The sequence below is a fragment of the Nocardioides sp. YIM 152315 genome (assembly GCF_029210375.1).
Taxonomy (GTDB): domain Bacteria; phylum Actinomycetota; class Actinomycetes; order Propionibacteriales; family Nocardioidaceae; genus Nocardioides.
This window is the reverse complement of sequence record NZ_JARGER010000012.1, coordinates 139,934-156,047: the sequence shown is the minus strand read 5'-3', so window position 1 is coordinate 156,047 and position 16,114 is coordinate 139,934. Positions and strand designations below refer to the sequence as shown.

At 72.2% G+C, this 16,114-nt stretch carries 24 protein-coding genes and 1 pseudogene; 16 read left to right on the top strand and 9 right to left on the bottom strand.

The genetic code is table 11. The features are described from left to right. The 10 genes from PZ894_RS03045 to PZ894_RS03000 all read left to right on the top strand — a co-directional run. A partial coding sequence (locus PZ894_RS03045) for a hypothetical protein (protein WP_275742337.1) occupies window positions 1-339 on the top strand: 339 nt, incomplete at its 5' end. A 6-nt stretch (window positions 340-345) separates the two neighbouring features. Then, complete coding sequence (locus PZ894_RS03040) at window positions 346-1,464, top strand: SRPBCC family protein (RefSeq protein WP_275742335.1); 1,119 nt, start codon at window positions 346-348, stop codon at window positions 1,462-1,464. A 28-nt stretch (window positions 1,465-1,492) separates the two neighbouring features. Beyond that, window positions 1,493-1,921, top strand: coding sequence for a gas vesicle protein GvpJ (gene gvpJ / locus PZ894_RS03035; RefSeq protein ID WP_275742333.1), 429 nt, complete (start codon window positions 1,493-1,495; stop codon window positions 1,919-1,921). Continuing rightward, the gene (locus tag PZ894_RS03030; RefSeq protein WP_275742331.1) at window positions 1,918-2,721 is read left to right on the top strand and encodes a GvpL/GvpF family gas vesicle protein; all 804 of its coding nucleotides are present in this window, start codon (window positions 1,918-1,920) and stop codon (window positions 2,719-2,721) included. The genes gvpJ (PZ894_RS03035) and PZ894_RS03030 overlap by 4 nt, the downstream gene beginning before the upstream one ends. Further along, window positions 2,712-2,957: a gas vesicle protein GvpG gene (locus PZ894_RS03025; RefSeq protein ID WP_275742329.1), complete on the top strand. Its 246-nt coding sequence runs from the start codon at window positions 2,712-2,714 to the stop codon at window positions 2,955-2,957. Before PZ894_RS03030 ends, PZ894_RS03025 begins: the two co-directional genes overlap by 10 nt. Continuing rightward, window positions 2,950-3,444, top strand: coding sequence for a gas vesicle protein (locus PZ894_RS03020; protein ID WP_275742328.1), 495 nt, complete (start codon window positions 2,950-2,952; stop codon window positions 3,442-3,444). The genes PZ894_RS03025 and PZ894_RS03020 overlap by 8 nt, the downstream gene beginning before the upstream one ends. Then, window positions 3,441-3,842: a gas vesicle protein gene (locus tag PZ894_RS03015; protein ID WP_275742326.1), complete on the top strand. Its 402-nt coding sequence runs from the start codon at window positions 3,441-3,443 to the stop codon at window positions 3,840-3,842. The genes PZ894_RS03020 and PZ894_RS03015 overlap by 4 nt, the downstream gene beginning before the upstream one ends. Continuing rightward, a complete protein-coding gene (locus PZ894_RS03010; RefSeq protein WP_275742324.1) occupies window positions 3,839-4,627 on the top strand; it encodes a GvpL/GvpF family gas vesicle protein in 789 nt (262 codons plus the stop codon). Before PZ894_RS03015 ends, PZ894_RS03010 begins: the two co-directional genes overlap by 4 nt. Next, window positions 4,624-4,863 carry a gas vesicle protein GvpJ gene (gene gvpJ, locus PZ894_RS03005; RefSeq protein WP_275742322.1) on the top strand — a complete coding sequence of 80 codons (240 nt, stop codon included), beginning with the start codon at window positions 4,624-4,626 and terminating at the stop codon, window positions 4,861-4,863. Before PZ894_RS03010 ends, gvpJ (PZ894_RS03005) begins: the two co-directional genes overlap by 4 nt. After that, complete coding sequence (locus PZ894_RS03000) at window positions 4,860-5,225, top strand: gas vesicle protein K (protein WP_275742320.1); 366 nt, start codon at window positions 4,860-4,862, stop codon at window positions 5,223-5,225. Before gvpJ (PZ894_RS03005) ends, PZ894_RS03000 begins: the two co-directional genes overlap by 4 nt. A 17-nt stretch (window positions 5,226-5,242) precedes the next feature. Here PZ894_RS03000 and PZ894_RS02995 read toward each other — a convergent pair whose 3' ends face one another. Continuing rightward, complete coding sequence (locus PZ894_RS02995) at window positions 5,243-6,241, bottom strand: NADP-dependent oxidoreductase (RefSeq protein ID WP_275742318.1); 999 nt, start codon at window positions 6,239-6,241, stop codon at window positions 5,243-5,245. A gap of 87 nt (window positions 6,242-6,328) precedes the next feature. Further along, window positions 6,329-6,613, bottom strand: a complete 285-nt coding sequence (locus tag PZ894_RS02990) for a Fe-S cluster assembly protein HesB (protein ID WP_275742316.1) — start codon at window positions 6,611-6,613, stop codon at window positions 6,329-6,331. A gap of 110 nt (window positions 6,614-6,723) precedes the next feature. On the opposite strand from PZ894_RS02990, the gene PZ894_RS02985 reads away from it, so the two are divergent. From PZ894_RS02985 to PZ894_RS23490, 3 genes and pseudogenes are all read left to right on the top strand, one after another. Beyond that, a complete protein-coding gene (locus tag PZ894_RS02985; protein WP_275742314.1) occupies window positions 6,724-7,173 on the top strand; it encodes an OsmC family protein in 450 nt (149 codons plus the stop codon). A 35-nt stretch (window positions 7,174-7,208) separates the two neighbouring features. Beyond that, complete coding sequence (locus PZ894_RS02980) at window positions 7,209-8,066, top strand: oxidoreductase (RefSeq protein WP_275742312.1); 858 nt, start codon at window positions 7,209-7,211, stop codon at window positions 8,064-8,066. Window positions 8,067-8,098: 32 nt separating this feature from the next. Continuing rightward, window positions 8,099-8,539: pseudogene (locus tag PZ894_RS23490) on the top strand (CDP-alcohol phosphatidyltransferase family protein); the annotation flags it as partial. Between the two features lie 16 nt (window positions 8,540-8,555). Here the strand turns inward: PZ894_RS23490 and PZ894_RS02970 are convergent. The 5 genes from PZ894_RS02970 to PZ894_RS02950 are packed head-to-tail and all read right to left on the bottom strand — an operon-like array spanning window position 8,556 to window position 12,484. Then, complete coding sequence (locus tag PZ894_RS02970) at window positions 8,556-10,226, bottom strand: sulfatase-like hydrolase/transferase (RefSeq protein WP_275742310.1); 1,671 nt, start codon at window positions 10,224-10,226, stop codon at window positions 8,556-8,558. 32 nt (window positions 10,227-10,258) lie between these two features. After that, the gene (locus PZ894_RS02965; RefSeq protein WP_275742308.1) at window positions 10,259-10,942 is read right to left on the bottom strand and encodes a peptidylprolyl isomerase; all 684 of its coding nucleotides are present in this window, start codon (window positions 10,940-10,942) and stop codon (window positions 10,259-10,261) included. Window positions 10,943-10,962: 20 nt separating this feature from the next. Continuing rightward, window positions 10,963-11,799, bottom strand: a complete 837-nt coding sequence (locus PZ894_RS02960) for an aldo/keto reductase (RefSeq protein ID WP_275742306.1) — start codon at window positions 11,797-11,799, stop codon at window positions 10,963-10,965. Window positions 11,800-11,828: 29 nt separating this feature from the next. Next, complete coding sequence (locus PZ894_RS02955; protein WP_275742304.1) at window positions 11,829-12,263, bottom strand: hypothetical protein; 435 nt, start codon at window positions 12,261-12,263, stop codon at window positions 11,829-11,831. Next, window positions 12,260-12,484, bottom strand: coding sequence for a hypothetical protein (locus PZ894_RS02950; RefSeq protein WP_275742302.1), 225 nt, complete (start codon window positions 12,482-12,484; stop codon window positions 12,260-12,262). The genes PZ894_RS02955 and PZ894_RS02950 overlap by 4 nt, the downstream gene beginning before the upstream one ends. A gap of 42 nt (window positions 12,485-12,526) precedes the next feature. On the opposite strand from PZ894_RS02950, the gene PZ894_RS02945 reads away from it, so the two are divergent. Genes PZ894_RS02945 through PZ894_RS02935 form a run of 3 tightly spaced genes read left to right on the top strand, consistent with a single transcriptional unit; the run spans window position 12,527 to window position 14,837 of the window. Continuing rightward, window positions 12,527-13,273: a M50 family metallopeptidase gene (locus PZ894_RS02945; RefSeq protein WP_275742300.1), complete on the top strand. Its 747-nt coding sequence runs from the start codon at window positions 12,527-12,529 to the stop codon at window positions 13,271-13,273. Window positions 13,274-13,282: 9 nt separating this feature from the next. Next, window positions 13,283-14,155 carry an LLM class F420-dependent oxidoreductase gene (locus PZ894_RS02940; RefSeq protein ID WP_275742298.1) on the top strand — a complete coding sequence of 291 codons (873 nt, stop codon included), beginning with the start codon at window positions 13,283-13,285 and terminating at the stop codon, window positions 14,153-14,155. Beyond that, complete coding sequence (locus tag PZ894_RS02935; protein ID WP_275742296.1) at window positions 14,142-14,837, top strand: sortase; 696 nt, start codon at window positions 14,142-14,144, stop codon at window positions 14,835-14,837. Before PZ894_RS02940 ends, PZ894_RS02935 begins: the two co-directional genes overlap by 14 nt. A gap of 6 nt (window positions 14,838-14,843) precedes the next feature. Here the strand turns inward: PZ894_RS02935 and PZ894_RS02930 are convergent, their stop codons facing one another. Both PZ894_RS02930 and PZ894_RS02925 read right to left on the bottom strand, forming a co-directional pair. After that, window positions 14,844-15,341, bottom strand: coding sequence for a VOC family protein (locus PZ894_RS02930; RefSeq protein WP_275742294.1), 498 nt, complete (start codon window positions 15,339-15,341; stop codon window positions 14,844-14,846). 247 nt (window positions 15,342-15,588) lie between these two features. Beyond that, on the bottom strand, window positions 15,589-16,086 hold the full coding sequence (locus tag PZ894_RS02925) for a pyridoxamine 5'-phosphate oxidase family protein (protein WP_275742291.1): 498 nt from the start codon (window positions 16,084-16,086) through the stop codon (window positions 15,589-15,591). Window positions 16,087-16,114: the final 28 nt, after the last annotated feature.

Here is a 16,114-nt window from a genome sequence, read left to right as displayed (position 1 = left end):
CCGGAGGACGAGGAGCCGGAGGACGAGGAGCCGGAGGACGAGGAGCCGGAGGAGGAGCCGGAGGAGGAGCCGGAGCCCAGGCGGTCGACTGCCAGGAAGACGGCGAAGAAGGCGCCGGCCAAGAAGACCGCGGCCAGGAAGGCACCCGCCAAGAAGGCGTCGGCCAAGAAGGCCGCGAAGAAGGCGCCGGCCAAGAAGGCGCCGGCCAAGAAGGCCGCGAAGAAGGCGCCGGCCAAGAAGACCGCGGCGAAGAAGACGGCCAAGAAGGCACCCGCCAAGAAGACCGCGACGAAGAAGACGGCCAAGAAGGCGTCCTCGCGTTCCCGGTCGGGGAGGTGAGCGGCGATGGCGACGAGCAGCGACGCAGGCGGCCGACTGAAGTCGGCAGGTGAAGACCTCTTCAAGACCCTCGGCGACAAGGCCGTCGGGAGCATCGGTGACCGGATGGGAGGGCTCACCGATCGACTCGAGGACGTGGCGAGCGGCAACTCGACGCTGAAGGCAGCCCTCGGGTCCGGCAAGTCCGCGGCGAAGGGGGACAGTCCGGTCAAGGGCGCACTGAAGGGCGCTGCGTCCGCGGTGAAGGATAAGGTCCCCGGCCTCGGTGGGGGCGGGGGCGGTTCGGGTTCGGGGGGCTCGGGCAAGGCGACGAAGGCCACCAACATCATCGAGCAGGTCGACGTCGGCGTGCCGGTCGACGTGGCGTACAACCAGTGGACCGAGTTCGGTGGGTTCCCGTCGTTCATGAAGAAGGTCGAGAACGTCGACGCCGACGAGGACAACAAGCTGGAGTGGAAGGCCCAGATCGTCTGGTCGCACCGGCACTGGCAGGCCACCATTCTGGAGCAGGTGCCCGACGAGCGGATCGTGTGGCGCTCCGAGGGAGAGAAGGGCCACGTCGACGGCGCGGTCACCTTCCACGAGCTCGGTCCGAACCTGACCCGGATCATCGTGGTCCTCGAGTACTACCCGCAGGGCCTCTTCGAGCGCACCGGGAACCTGTGGCGCGCCCAGGGTCGCCGCGCCCGTGCGGAGCTCAAGCACTTCCAGCGGCACGTGATGACGCGGACGATCCTCGAGCCCGACGAGGTCGAGGGCTGGCGGGGCCGGATCGAGGACAGCGAGGTCGTGGAGTCCCACGAGGAGGCACTCGAGCAGGAAGAGGCCGAGTCCGAGGAGCCGGACGACGAGTACGAGGACGAGGAAGCCGGCGACGAGGAAGCCGAGGACGAGCCGGAGGACGAGTACGAGGAAGCCGAGGACGAGCCCGAGGACGAGCCCGAGGACGAGGACGAGCCCGAGGAGGAGCCCGAGGAGGAGCCCGAGGACGAGTACGAGGACGAGTACGAGGAGGCCCCCGAGGAGGCCCCCGAGGACGAGTACGAGGACGAGTACGAGGACGAAGAAGAGCCGGAACCGGAAGAAGAGCCGCAGCCGCGCTCGCGCCGCAAGCGTGCGAGCTGAGTGATCGGGAAATCCAGGAGGCCATGCCATGACCGTGCAGACGCAACGCCGGAGCGGCGGCGGTTACCTCGAGCGCCCTGCGCCGAGCGGACTCGCCGACGTCATCGACATCATCCTCGACAAGGGCATCGTGATCGATGCCTACGTCCGGGTCTCGTTGGTGGGCATCGAGCTGCTGACGATCGACGCACGCATCGTGATCGCCAGTGTCGACACCTACCTCCGGTTCGCCGAGGCGACCAACCGGCTCGACCTGTACGAGCACGGCGGGAAGGACCTCGGTGAGATGGTCCACGACCTGCAGGAGACCGGTGCCTCGGGCAAGACCCAGGGCGCGGTGGAGGGCGTCAAGCGCGCGCTGGGTCGTGGGCACAGCGACGACGACGACGAGGAAGATCGCGAGCGTCGGCCCGCGAAGAAGGCCTCGAGCCGACGGCGGTCTGAGTCCTCGCGATGAGCGCCGGTCACGTGACCGACGACACCACCCGCAGCGAGGTCGAGGTCGGCACCGACCGCGCCCTCTTCGTCTACGGCGTGGTCCGGGCCGCGGACACACGCGGCGGTGCCCCGGAGCTCACCGGGCTCGACGGCGCGCCCGTGGGCTTCGTCGTCGACGGGCCGCTCGCGGCGGCGGTCACGCCGGTCTCCCTGGATCGGCCGCCGGGTCGTCGTGCCGAGCTGTTGGCCTACCAGTCGGTCCTCGACGTGCTGGCGGAGGCCGGCCCGGTCGCCCCGGTCAGGTTCGGCTCGGTGCTCGCCGACGGACAGTCGGTCGTGGAGGAGCTGCTCGGCCCGCGTCAGGAGGGGTTCGTGGCGTTCCTCGACCAGCTCGACGGGAAGCGGCAGTACAACCTCCGCGCCACCTACGTCGAGGAAGCCGTGCTGGCCGACCTCGTGGCCACCGAGCCGGAGATCCGTCAGCTGAGGGACTACACGAAGGACCTTCCCGAGCACGCTGGGTACGGGGAGCGGGCGCGGCTGGGGGAGCTGGTGTACCACGCGATGCAGGACCGCAGCAGCTTCGACGCCGACGTGCTCCTGGACGCCGTGGTCCCGCTGGCCGTCGCGCACCTCGTGCGTACGCCGCCGTCCGCGACGCAGGTGCTCGACGTGGCGCTGCTGGTCGAGGAGGCCCGCGCGGAGGCGCTGGTGGCGGCGCTGGAGGACCTGGCGGAGGCCGTGCACGAGCGGATCCGGATGAGGTTGGTCGGTCCGCTGGCGGCCTACGACTTCGTCGGGGAGGCCGGATGGGGCTGATCACGGGAATCCTGACCCTGCCCGTCGCACCGCTGCGAGGCACGATCGCGGTCGCCGACCAGATCCTGAGGCAGGCCGAGGAGATCTACTACGACCCGGCGGCGATCCGCAGCGAGCTCGAGGAGGTTGACCGCCTGCGGCAGGAGGGCAGCATCGACGAGACCACCGCGACCGCGTGGGAAGACGAGCTGATCGAGCGCCTGATGATCGGGCAGGAGAGGACCGGAAATGGCTGAGACGACGCGCTCGGCACGACCGGGGGGCGACGGGAGCCGCAAGGCGCCGGCCAAGGAGACGGCCAGGAAGACCGCCAAGACGACTCCGAAGAAGACTCCGAAGACGGCGGCCAAGAAGACGGCCGGGAAGAAGACGGCCGGGAAGAAGACGGCCGGGAAGACCGCGAAGGCGGCGCCGAAGGCGTCCGCACGTCCGCGGCCGCGTGGCGGGTCGGACTCCGGACCGCCTCGGGGCGGCCAGGTCGCCCTGCTCGGCGCCCAACAGCTCGTCGAGCTGACCGGCAAGGAGCTCGAGGGTGTCGTCGGCATCTCCAGGGACGAGGACGGCTGGACCATCCAGGTCGAGGTGTTGGAGATGCGGCGGATCCCGAACACCACGGACGTCCTCGCGGTGTACGACGTCACGGTCGACCGGGCCGGCGACCTCGTCGGGTACCGACGGGCGGACCGCTACGTCAGGGGGAGCGCCAGGGAGGAGCCGCGATGACGGAGTCACCGGGCGGCGTACCGACGTCGCGTCCCTACTACAGCGGGCCGCCGAGCCAACCTGGCCGCACCCAGCCGGCGACGCTCGCCGACATCCTCGAGCGCGTGCTCGACAAGGGCATCATCATCGCCGGCGACATCCGCGTGAACCTGCTGGACATCGAGCTGCTCACCATCAAGCTGCGGCTCTTGGTGGTCTCGGTCGACAAGGCCGAGGAGATGGGCATCGACTGGTGGCGCCACGACCCGATGCTGACCGTCCGCGAGCGTGGGCTCGACGAGGAGAACCGGCAGCTGCGCGAGCGGCTCGCCGAGCTCGAGGGCGGCGGATCGGAGGACGGTTCGTCGGACGGCCAGCCGGCGAAGGAGTCCGGCCGCGCCGGCGGGAGGAGCAGGTGACCGCCCCGCAACCGCCTGTCGGGGTCTCGGCGGACACCGGTCGCTACCTGTACGCCGTGTGCCGCGGGCTCGACGCCGCCGCCGTCGACTCGGTGCAGGGCATCGACGGGGCCACGCTCGAGCTCGTCGACCACCGGGACCTGGTGGCGCTGGTCAGCACCGTGCCGCTGTCGTCGTACGGCGAGGAGGCGCTGCGCCGCAACCTCGAGGACCTCTCGTGGCTGGAGACGGTCGTCCGCGCCCACGACACCGTCATCCACGCCGCCGCGAGGCACGCCCCGACGGCGCCGCTGCGGCTGGCGACGGTGTGCTTCGACGACGCCGCCGTCCGCGACCGGCTGCGCGAGTGGTACGTCGCACTCACCGACGTGCTCGACCGGGTCGACGGGTGCTCGGAGTGGAGCGTGAAGGTGCTCGTCCCCACCGAGGCACCCGAACCGTCCGAGACGGCGGCGCCGACGAGTGGTGCCGACTACCTGCGTCGCAAGAAGTCCGACGCCGCCCGCCGCGCCGGCACGGCGGAGGCGGCGACGGCGACCGCGCACCTGGTGCACGACAGCCTCGCGTCCCACGCCCGGGACAGCCGTCAGCTGCCGCCGCAGGATCCCCGGCTCTCGGGTCACGAGGGCACGATGGTCCTCAACGCCGCCTACCTCGTCCCCGACGACGCCGCCGAGGCGTTCGCGGGACTGGTCGCCGGTCTCGGGGCCGAGCACCCCGACGTGGTCGTGGACGGTCGCGGGCCATGGCCGCCGTACTCGTTCGCCATGCTGGAGCAGCGGTGACGGTCCTGGACTCCGGCGAGCAGCGGGTCGAGCGACAGCCCGCCAGGGACCTGGCTCCGGTCGCGCTCGTCGACCTGCTCGACCGGCTCCTGGGGACCGGGGTCGTCGTCGCGGGCGACGTCGTCGTGTCGCTGGCGGGCGTGGACCTGGTCGAGATCCGGCTGCAGCTGATGATCAGCTCCGTGCGCGCCGCCATGGAGCAGGGCGAGCAGGGCCGGGAGGCGGGATCGCGATGAGCGGGGAGCCGTGGGACGACCTGGCTGCGCTCGGGTGGGCGCACGACCGTCCGGCCGACCGCCGGTCGGGTTCCGAGCGGCGCACCGTGCTGCCCCAGCGGCTGGAGACCGACGCCGAGGCGGTCGAGAGGGACCTGCTCAAGCTCGTGCTGACCATCATCGAGCTCATCCGGCAGCTGATGGAGAAGCAGGCGCTGCGGCGTGTGGACGAGGGCGACCTGACCGACGAGCAGGTCGAGGGTCTCGGCAACGGCCTGATGCACCTCGAGCGGGCCATGGAGGACCTCAAGGAGCGCTACGGGCTGACCACGGAGGACCTCAACATCGACCTGGGGCCTCTCGGCACCCTGCTCCCGGAGTGAGCGGGGGGTACGACGGCTCAGGGTCGGACGAGCATCTTCCCGGTGTTGTCGCCGCGATGCAGTCCGAGGAAGGCGTCGACCGCGTGGTCGAGGCCGTCGACGACGGTCTCGCGCCAGGTGAGCGACCCGTCGGCGACCCACTGGCCGGCCAGCCTGTAGAACTCCGCGGCCACGTCGCGGTGGTCGGTGACGATGAAGCCGCGCAGGGTCAGGCGCTTGCTCACGACCATCATCAGGTTGCGCGGACCCGGGGTGGGGGTGTCGGCGTTGTAGTCGGCGATCGCCCCGCACGCGGCGATCCGGCCGAAGTCGGACATCGCGAAGATCGCGGCCTCGAGGTGGTTGCCGCCGACGTTGTCGAAGTAGACGTCGACCGGGGCGTGTTCGCGCAGCTGCCGGCCGATGGGGGCGGCCTTGTAGTCGAGGGCGACGTCGAAGCCGAGCTCACCGGTGAGCCACTCGCACTTCTCCGGTGAGCCGGCGGACCCGATCACGGTGCCCGCGCCCAGCTGCCGGGCCATCTGGCCGGCCGCGGAGCCGACCGCACCCGCCGCCCCCGAGATGAAGACGGTCTCGCCCTCGGCGAGCGCGGCGACGCGGGTGAGGCCGACGTACGCGGTCATGCCCGGCATCCCGAGCGCTCCGAGGTACGCCGACGCGGGGACCTGTGACACGTCGACGCGTCGTACGTCGCGGCTCGGCAGGAGTGCATGGGTGCGCCACCCCGCCTGGTGCAGCACCGTGTCGCCCACGGCGACGTCGTCGGACGCGGACGCGACGACCTCGCCGACGGCACCGCCGTCCATCGGCGCGTCGAGGGCGAACGGAGGCACGTAGGACTTCACGTCGTTCATCCGTCCGCGCATGTAGGGATCGACGGAGACGAACGTGTTGCGGACCAGGACCTCGCCGGGGCCGGGGTCGGCGAGCTCGGTCTCGACGGTGCGGAAGTCGTCGGGCGTCGGCCACCCCTGGGGGCGGGAGGCGAGGTGGACCTCGCGGGCGGTCGTGGTCATGGCGTTGATCCTCGCAAGAGCGGAGTCCGGACAGGCAGCGGGCCCCGGTCCGTGGCCGGGGCCCGCCTTCCAGGGAGGTTCTGGGTGTCAGCCCTGGATCGCGAGGGCGAACTCGACCTTGCCGCTCGGGTCGACGGCGGCGTCGAGCACCTTGTCGTCGAGCATCGTGGCGGAGGTCTCGTCGAGGTAGATGGTCGCGCCGCCCTGCTCGACGACCTGGTCGCCGGGCTCGCCCTGGGCGGCCGCGGTGATCTCGAAGGCCTGGTCGGGCGTCGACGTCGAGGTGATGCGGAGACCGGCGCTCTCGTCGAGGCCGGGCTGGTGGGTGATCTCGTTGACGATGGCTGTGGCGTTCTCGGTGAGGGTGAGCATGCTCGCCTTTCCGATGGCGTTGGCTGGTCCAGACCAGCGTTGCCGACGGGATGGCTGCGTTCAAGGGCGGACGTCGTCCCGGGCGTGTCGCGGTCTGGCACGCTGTCGCCATGACCCCCGACCTGCCCGTCCCACCCGTCGCAGAGAACGCCCACCGTCACATCGACCTCACCAAGATCGGCGCGGGTCGCTACAAGGCGACGAATGCACGCGGGGGAGTGGTCGCGGTCGGCTCGGGCGACGACCCGGACTTCACGCCGGTCGAGCTGCTGCTCGCGGCGCTGGCCGGGTGCAGCGCGATCGACGTCGACCTGATCACGGGCAAGCGCGCGCAGGCGACGACGTTCGACGTGACGGCCGAGGGCGACAAGGTCCGCGACGAGCACGGCAACCGGCTGGTGAACCTCCGGCTCACCTTCGACGTGCGGTTCCCCGACGGCGAGGACGGCGACCGGGCGCGCGAGGTGCTGCCGCGCTCGATCGCGCAGTCGCACGACCGGCTGTGCACCGTCGGGCGCACCGTGCAGGTCGGCGGCCCGATCGAGTGCCTCGAGGCCTGACCGTGCCCCGCACGCGGGCGCCCCGGTGGGATGCCGTGCCCGCGCAGGACGGCCGCCGGTTCGTGGTCACCGGCGCGAGCGGCGGCCTCGGCCTCGAGACCGCCCGCGTGCTGGCCGGGCGCGGGGCCGAGGTGGTGCTCGCGGTCCGCAATCGCGAGAAGGGCGAGCGCGTGGCAGCCACGCTGCCGGGTGCGGTGGAGGTGCGCAGCCTCGACGTCGCGGACCTGTCCTCGGTGCGCGCGTTCGCCGCCGACGTCGGCCCGGTCGACGTGCTCGTCAACAACGCCGGTGTGCTCGCCGTGCCCCACGCGCTCACCGTCGACGGCTTCGAGACCCACCTGGCGACCAACCACCTCGGGCACTTCGCGCTCACCAACCTGCTGCTTCCCCGACTGCGCGACCGGGTCGTCGTGATCGGCTCGGACGCCCACCACTCCGCGCGCCTCGACCTCGACGACCTCAACTGGGAGCGCCGGACCTATCGGCCCTATGCCGCGTACGCCGCGTCGAAGCTCGCGAACCTGCTCTTCCTCGCCGAGCTCCAGCGCCGGCTCACCGCCGCCGGCTCGACGCTGCGCGCCACCGGTGCCCACCCGGGGTCGACGGCCACGGCGATCACGGCCAACACCGGCAACGCCTTCTTCACCTGGGTCGGCGGCTGGGGCCACCGCGTCGCGGGCATGCCGGCCTGGCAGGGGGCGCTGACCACGCTCTACGCCGCGACGATGGACCTGCCCGGCAACACCTTCATCGGTCCCGGCGGCCCGCTCGGGATGAGGGGCTGGCCGACGGCGGTCGGGCGCAGTCGCGACGCGATCGACCCCGAGCTGGCGCGCGGGCTGTGGCAGCGCTCCGAGAGGCTGACCGGGGTGGCGTTCCCGCTCGGCGACTGAACCCGTGAGCGGCCCCCGGCGTACTCCTCGACATGACCAGGCTCGGGCCCGCCGACCGCGTCACCGGCGTCCGTGCCGCGCTCGTCGTCGTGGTCGCCGGACTGCTCGCGGTCGGTCCTCCGCAGGCGGCGGTGCCGCTGGCGTCGGTCGCGCTCGCGCTCGACTTCGTGGACGGCCGGGTCGCGCGGCGCACCGGCACCGCTTCGGCGTTCGGAGCGCGCTTCGACATGGAGACCGACGCCCTGCTGATCCTCGTGCTGAGCGTCCACGTCGCGGCGTCGTACGGCGCGTGGGTGCTGCTGATCGGGGCGGCGCGCTATCTGCTGTGGGCGGCCGAACTGGTCTGGTCGTGGCTGAGGAGGCCGGTGCCGCCGCGCTACTGGCGCAAGGTCGTCGCGGCGGTCCAGGGCGTGGTGCTGACGGTGGTCACCGCGGGCCTGCTGCCGACGATGGCGGCGACCGCGGTGCTGCTGGTCGCGCTGGCGCTGCTCACCGAGTCGTTCGCTCGCGACGGGGTGTGGCTCGTGCGTACGCGGCCAGGAAGCGGTCGCGGAGCGCGTCCATCCGCCACACTGGCGCGTCGGCCGCGGGCCGCAGCCCCGGCCGCCAGTCCCACTCCGAGATCCGGTCGAGCACCGCTGGGTCCCGGGCGATGACCGACACCGGCACGTCGAAGGTCGCGTCGGGCCCGGACACGATCGTCGCGGGCTGGTGGTCACCGAGGAGGAGCACGACGGTGTCGTCGTCGCCGTAGGTCGTCAGGAACGACACGACCGAGCGCAGCGAGTACTCGACAGCCGCGCCGTACGCCGCGCGCACCCGGTCGGGATCGGGCCAGATGTCGCGCTCCGACGGCAGCGTCTCGGGCATCCCGTCGTAGACCGAGCCGTCGCCGACGGCCGACTGCGCCACCATCCGCGGCGTGCGAGACCACGGTGCGTGGCTGCTGATCAGGTCGATCTCGGCCATCACCGGTCGGCGGTCGCCGGGCGCGAGCTCGAGGCGGTGGAAGGCGTCCAGCGTGTACTGGTCCGGCATCGTCGGGTAGCCGAACCGCGGCCCCTGGTAGCCGACGTCGCGCGAGTCGTAGACCCGGTCGAAGTCGTAGTAGCCGGCCTGGGCCCAGTCGTGGGTATTGGCCGGCACGTCGGCGACCGTGCGCCACCCGGCCCGCCGGAAGAGGCGGCTGAGGGTGAGCCGGGGGCTGGTCACGAGCTGGTCATAGCGCTGCTCGCTGTCGACCCACAGGCCCGACTGCAGCGTCGCGTGGGCGAGCCAGCTGACGGCGCCGAAGGTCGGCGACGTCAGCCAGGCCGTCCGCGCCCCGAAGCCGGCCCCCGCCAGGTCGGCGGTCCCGTCGGCGAGGACCTCCCCGACGCCGGGGGAGACGTCCGGGTCCTCGACCGCGACCCGACCGTAGCTCTCGACGAACACGATGAGCACGTCCTTGCCGCGCAGCGCACCGAGGAGCCGCGAGCCGGGCACGTCGCGGTAGGGGTCCTGCTGCGCGGCCCGGGCGAACTCGCGCCGCTCGGCGAGCTCGCCGGGGATCCGCGCGACCTGGTCGTAGACGTACGCCGCGGTCCCGCGGCCCGCTGCCGCGCGGCCGTCGGTGCGGACGTCGAGCAGTGCGAGCACCAGCCACAGGGCCGCGAGCGCCGCGACAACGCGTCCGGCGGCGGCACGGTCGCGGGCCGCGGCGCGGGTCAGCCGGAGCACCGCGAAGGGGAGGGCTACGAGCAGCACCAGCCCGAGCAGGGTCGCCGCGACCAGCAGCAGCGTGCCGAGCCCGTCGCCCACCGAGGCGCGGAGCGTCCCGGCGACGCGGCCGGCGTACTGCCAGTCGACCAGAGGGTCGAAGGGGCGGTTGAGTGCCTCGCGGAAGCCCAGGTCGAGCACGCGCAGCACGCCGGCCACCGCGAGCAGCAGCCCGACGGCGACGGCGTACGTCGTGCGCAACCTCGGCCGATGCACCGGCAGCAGCAGCGCGATCGCGACCAGGGCCAGCAGCTCCAGCGGCAGGCGCACGAACGCCGCGACCTCCAGCCGGTCGAGCCGCTCGGGGACGTTGAGCACCGCGAGGAGCGGCAGCGTCGCCAGCCCGGTGAGCAGCACCGACCGCACCGGGTGCCGGCGGGGGGCACCACGCTCGAGGAGCACACGGGTTCACACGGGCCCGCGCGCCGGCGGGTTCAGCCGACGGTGACGGACTCGATGTCGACGGGGGTGTGGGGGTGGCCGTCGTTGGCGCCGTTCGCGTTGTCGCTGCCGTCGGCCGCAACCTTCTCGAGCGTCCGCACGGACGAGGTGTCGAGGTGGCCGAAGACGGTGTAGCTGGGCGGCAGCTGCGAGTCGGCGTACACCATGAAGAACTGGGAGCCGTTGGTGTCGGGGCCGGCGTTCGCCATCGCGAGCGTGCCGGCCTCGTAGGTCTCCGAGCCGCTGAGCTCGTCGGCGAAGGAGTATCCCGGCCCCCCGGCGCCGGTGCCCGTGGGATCGCCGCACTGGAGGACCGCGATCGAGGCCGGCGGCGTGACGAGGCGGTGGCAGCCGGTGCCGTCGAAGTAGCCCTGGTCGGCCAGCGAGCGAAACGAGCTCACCGTGCACGGGGCGGCATCGGCGTCGAGCTCGATCGAGAGGTCACCGACGCTGGTCGCGATCGTGGCCGGCACCGTCCCGCCGAGCGTCGTGGACGCCGGCGGCGGGTCGACCTCCTTGGCGGCACCCATCGGCGAGCTGGGGTAGTCGCAGGAGATCGCCTCGGTGGGCGCGGTGTCGGTGGCGGCCCCACCCTCGTCGTCGCCGTCGGAGCAGCCCGTCAGGACGACGCACCACGAGAGCACGACGACCGGCACGGCGAGCAGACGCGGACGCATGGGCCAGAGAGTAGACGAGGTCACATCTCCTCGTGGGTGTCCGGGTCACCGCCGAAGAGGCGGCCATCGGGGCGCGCGAGAGCGGTGATCGCGGCGACCTGGTCGTCGGTGAGCTCGAAGCCGAACACGTCGAGGTTCTGCCGCTGGCGCTCGGGCGTCGACGACTTCGGGATCGGGACGGCGCCGAGCTGCACCTGCCACCGCAGGATCACCTGGGCGGGCGTGACGCCGTGGGCCTCGGCCGCCTCGGCGACCGGCGGCTCGGCGAAGGGCGCCTGCCGCTTGCCGAGCGGGCTCCACGACTCGGTGCGGATGCCGAGTCGCTCGTTGACCGCGCGCATCTCGACCTGGGGGAAGTAGGGATGGAGCTCGATCTGGTTCACGGCCGGCGTCACCCCGGTCTCCTCGATGATGCGCTCGAGGTGCGCCCCGGTGAAGTTCGAGACCCCGATCCTGCGTACCAGGCCCTGCTCGCGCAGCGCGACCAGGGCGCGCCAGGCCTCGACGTACCTGTCCACGCCCGGGTTGGGCCAGTGGATGAGATGCAGGTCGAGGTAGTCGAGGCCGAGCCGCTCCAGCGACGCGTGGGTGCTGGCGATCGCGTCGTCGTACCCGTGGTCGCGACCCGGGATCTTGCTGCACACGAAGAGCTCCTCGCGCGGCAGTCCCGTCGCCCGCACGCCCTCGCCGACGGCCTCCTCGTTGCGGTAGTTCACCGCCGTGTCGAGCAGTCGGTAGCCGTTCTCGACCGCGGACACGATGGTCGAGACGGCCTCGTCCCCCTTGAGCGGGTAGGTGCCGAAGCCGATGGCGGGCAGCGTGCTGCCGTCGTTGAGCGTGTGCGTCGGAAGGACCATGCCGCTCAACGTACCCACACGTGGGGTGATCAGAGGTCCTCGGGCGTCGCCTCGTGGCTCGCTCGCCCGTGAGTGCGGCGGTCCTCCTTCATCTCGGCCTCGTAGAGGTGTCGCCGGCCCCCGACGAGCTGGTCGCGGGCCGCCTCGTCGAGCCCCTTGAACGCCGCGTAGTAGGTGTCGTCGTAGGCCTCGACGATCTGGAAGGTCCAGCGGCCGGGGATCACGTTGCGGCCGACGAGCTCCCGCTCGATCCGGTCGGCCAAGTCGTCGTGGCCGGCCGCGCGCAGGCGCCGTACGGCGTCGCCGAGGGTGAGGTCCGCGGTGCCCGAGAGGCGGTGGAACGCATAGAGGTGGCCGCGCGCGACCTCCACGGCCTCGAGCGCCTCCGAGAGCTTGCCGAGCGCGTCGACGGTCGCGTCGTCGACTCCCTCGGGACGCCGGTGGGCGGCATCGGGTCCGCTCACGCCCGGAGGACCTCCGCGGCGGAGACGGCGCCGTGCTCGCCCTCGATCGCGTCGGTCAGCTGCGTCACCTCGCCGTCCGACACGTCGACGCCGGCCTCGGCGAATCCCTTGCGCAGCTCGGACTCGACCGTGCCCTCGGTCGCGCCGTCCTGCCAGGAGGTGACCCGGTCGACGACGGCCTGGATCGCTTCCATCTTCTCTGCGGACTTCTCACCAGTCATGCCCGCGACGTACCCACCGCCCCGATCCGGCACGCTTGCCGCGTGAGCTTCCAGGACGTGTGGCGCGACGTGTGGCGCGACGTGTGGCGCGACGTGTGGGGCGACGTAGTCGGCACGCAGCCGGCGCCGGCCGACGGCGTCGTCGTGGCGAGCGCCGCCGTCGCGCTCGCGCTGGTCGCGACGCCGTCGGCGTGGCGGCTGACCCGCCACGTGGTGACGATCGCCCACGAGGGCGCCCACGGCGTCGCAGCGCTGGCGACCGGCCGCTCGCTCTCGGGCATCCGGCTGCACTCCGACACCTCGGGTCTCACGGTCTCGCGCGGCAGGCCGCGCGGACCCGGGATGGTCGTGACGGCCGCCGCCGGGTACGTCGGACCGGCGCTGCTCGGCCTCGGCGCGGCCTACCTGCTGCATCGGCAGCACGCGCTGGCCGTGCTGTGGCTCGGCGTCCTGCTGCTCGCGCTGCTGCTGCTCCAGATCCGCAACTTCTTCGGGCTGTGGTCGGTCGGCGTCGCCGCCGTCGCGCTCTTCGCGGTGACGTGGTGGGGGAGCGGGATGGCGCAGTCGATCGCGGCGTACGTCGGAACGTGGTTCCTGCTGCTGGCGGCCCCGCGGCCGGTGCTGGAGCTCCAGTCGTTGCGGCGCCGCGGGCGGGCGCGGACCTCGGACGCCGACCAGCTGGCGCGGCTCACCCGGGTCCCGGGCGTCGTCTGGGTCGGGGTCTTCCTGGGCGCCACGCTGGGCTGTCTGGTGGTCGGGGCAGCGTGGCTGTTGGGTGGGGTCGTCTAGGTTCGAAGGGTGCGAATCGGCATCCACTACGCCAACTTCACCCATCCCGAGTGGGAGTCGCGGCTCGCCTCGCGGCTGACCGACACCGCCCGCGTCGCCGACCAGGGCGGCGTGTCGATGTTCACGGTCATGGACCACTACTTCCAGATGGAGATGCTCGGCGGCCCACCCGAGCCGATGCTGGAGGGCTACACGACCCTGGGCTATCTCGCCGGGGTCACGTCGGACGTGCGACTGAGCCTGCTCGTGACCGGCACGACGTACCGCCATCCCGGGCTGCTCGCGAAGATCGTCACCACCGTCGACGTGCTCTCGCAGGGCCGCGCGATGCTCGGCATCGGGGCCGCGTGGTACGACCGCGAGCACCGCGGACTCGGGGTGCCGTTCCCGGCCACCGCGGAGCGGTTCGAGCGGCTCGAGGAGACGCTGCAGATCGTGCGGCAGATGTGGAGCGACGACGACGGTGCGTACGACGGCAGGCACTACCAGCTGGCCGAGACCGTCTGCGTGCCGCCGCCGGTGCAGCAGCCGTGCCCACCGATCCTGATCGGCGGCAGCGGTGAGCGGAAGACCCTGCGCCTGGTCGCGCAGTACGCCGACGCCTGCAACATCTTCCGCGACGACGTCGACGGCACCCGGCACAAGCTCGACGTGCTGCGGCGGCACTGCGACGACGTCGGCCGCGACTACGAGAGCATCGACAAGACCATGCTCAGCGGCGGCGTCGACCCGGTCGTCGACCCCGACGGCTTCGTCAAGGAGATGTCGGTGTACGCCGACCTCGGCATCGGCCTCGTCACGCTGATGCCGCCCACCGAGGACCCGGTCGGGTGGACCGCCCGGGTCTGTGAGGACGTGCTGCCGAAGCTTGCCGACCTCTGACCGCCTCCTGCTCGCCGCGGGCGTGCTGCTGCTCGCGGGCTGCTCCGCGCCGTCCGAGGCACCGTCCGGGGCGCCGGCCGGTTCACGTGCTCCCGCCGAGCCGCGGCCCTCGGCGCAGGCCACGGTGGGCGCCGAGCCGGTCGAGGAGGCCGCGCTCCACTCCGACGGCACACCGCGCGGGGCCATGCTCACGATCCCGTCGATCCGGGTCCGCGGTCTGGCCGTGGTGCCCTACGTCGGCTGGACCGACGACGCCCCCGGCACGAGGATCCAGAACCGTGGCCGGGCCGCCAGTCCCCACGGGCCGCGCGGCGGCGTCGGGCCGGGCGGGATCGGCAACTACCAGGTGACCGCGCACCGACTGTCGTCGACGCGGGCCTTCGAGCAGCTGCCGTCGCTGCGCCGTGGCGACGTCGTGCACGTGGCGGCCGGGGGAGTGCGCTACACCTACCGGATCGTCGGCACCCGGGAGACGTCCTTCCGGCTGCCCGGCTCGCTGCGGGCACAGCGCGCCGCCGTTCCGGGTCGCCCGGGGGTGACGCCCACGCGCGCGATGATCACGCTCTCCACGTGTGCCACGCTCGAGGACCACGCCGCCGGCAACTGGTGGGCCGACCGGTTCGGCAACCCCGAGCACCGCATCGACAAGATCGGGGTGCTGGTGACCTCGACGCCGGTGTAGGACGAATCAGAGCACGACCTCGCCGTACATCTCGCCCAGCGGGTCGGAGATCAGCTCGACACGGGTGCCGTCGGGGTCGTGCAGGTAGATCGAGCTGCCGCTCTCGAGGAGGTACTCCACCCCGGCCTCGTCGAGCTTGGCCTTCAGGCGCTCCCAGCGCTCGGGCTCGACCGAGATCGCGAGGTGGTGGAGCCCGCCGAGCACCTCGGCGTACGCCCCGACGTCGAGTCCGGGGAAGTCGAAGAACGCGATGAGGTTGCCGTTGCCGATGTCGAAGAAGAAGTGGTTCGACCCCGCGTAGTCGCGGTTCTCGAAGATCTCCGTCAGCGGGAACTCCAGCAGTCCCTGGTAGAAGCGGACCGTCGTCTCGACGTCGGCGCAGACGATCGCGACGTGGTGGAGGCCGCGCGCCGACGAGGCCGGCCGGGACGCCTCCGGGGCGAGGTACGTCGAGCGGATGCGGTCGCGCGCGGCGTTGATGGCGTCCAGGTCGAGGTCCGGCATGGAGCGACCGTACTCCCGATCTCGACCATGCGAGGCCGCCACCGGCGGCGTGGGAGACGGCTGGCGCGGGAATACCCGGTGCACCGGGTATTCCCGCGCTTCTCGGGTGTTGCAACGCCCGAGAAGCGACAGAACCCCCCGAGAAGCAGGGCGGACGGCCCGTCGGGGGCCTACGGCCGTCACTTGACATAATGTCAGTTATCGGCGATCTATTCAGGCGGAGCGTCAGCGTCGACCCGGTGCATCGTCACTCGCCCGCATCCGGCCAGACGTGGACACGGTGGTCAGCGTTGCGCCCGTGGAGACGGCACGGCTGCCGCGGCTCTCGCGGACAGAGCACCCAGACCGTGCCGGCCCTCGCGCGGTAGAGACGCCACGGCGAGGACCCGGAGACGTCCGCCGCGGTGAGGCGGGTCCCGCCGCGCGCCGGCGGCCCCGGGTAGACCGTCAGCCCCTGCGCCAGGTCGGCGTCCTCGAGCACCTCGGCCGTGGCCTCGGCGTACAGCGCACGGCCGTGGTACGGAGGCACGGTGGAGTCGAAGACGACCAGGCTGACGGCCGGCTGCTGCGCCACGTGCTGCGAGTGTCGGGACTCCTGGGTCGACATCCAGTAGAAGTCGCAGAGACCGTCCGCGGTGAAGTAGACCGGTGAGGTCCACGGTCGCTGGTCCGGACCGACGGTGCCCAGCGTCAGGTACGCGTTCCGCGCCAGCAGGTCGGCCGCGTGCTCCACCAGGTCGTCCACGACATCCGTACTACCGCCGGCCGCGGGG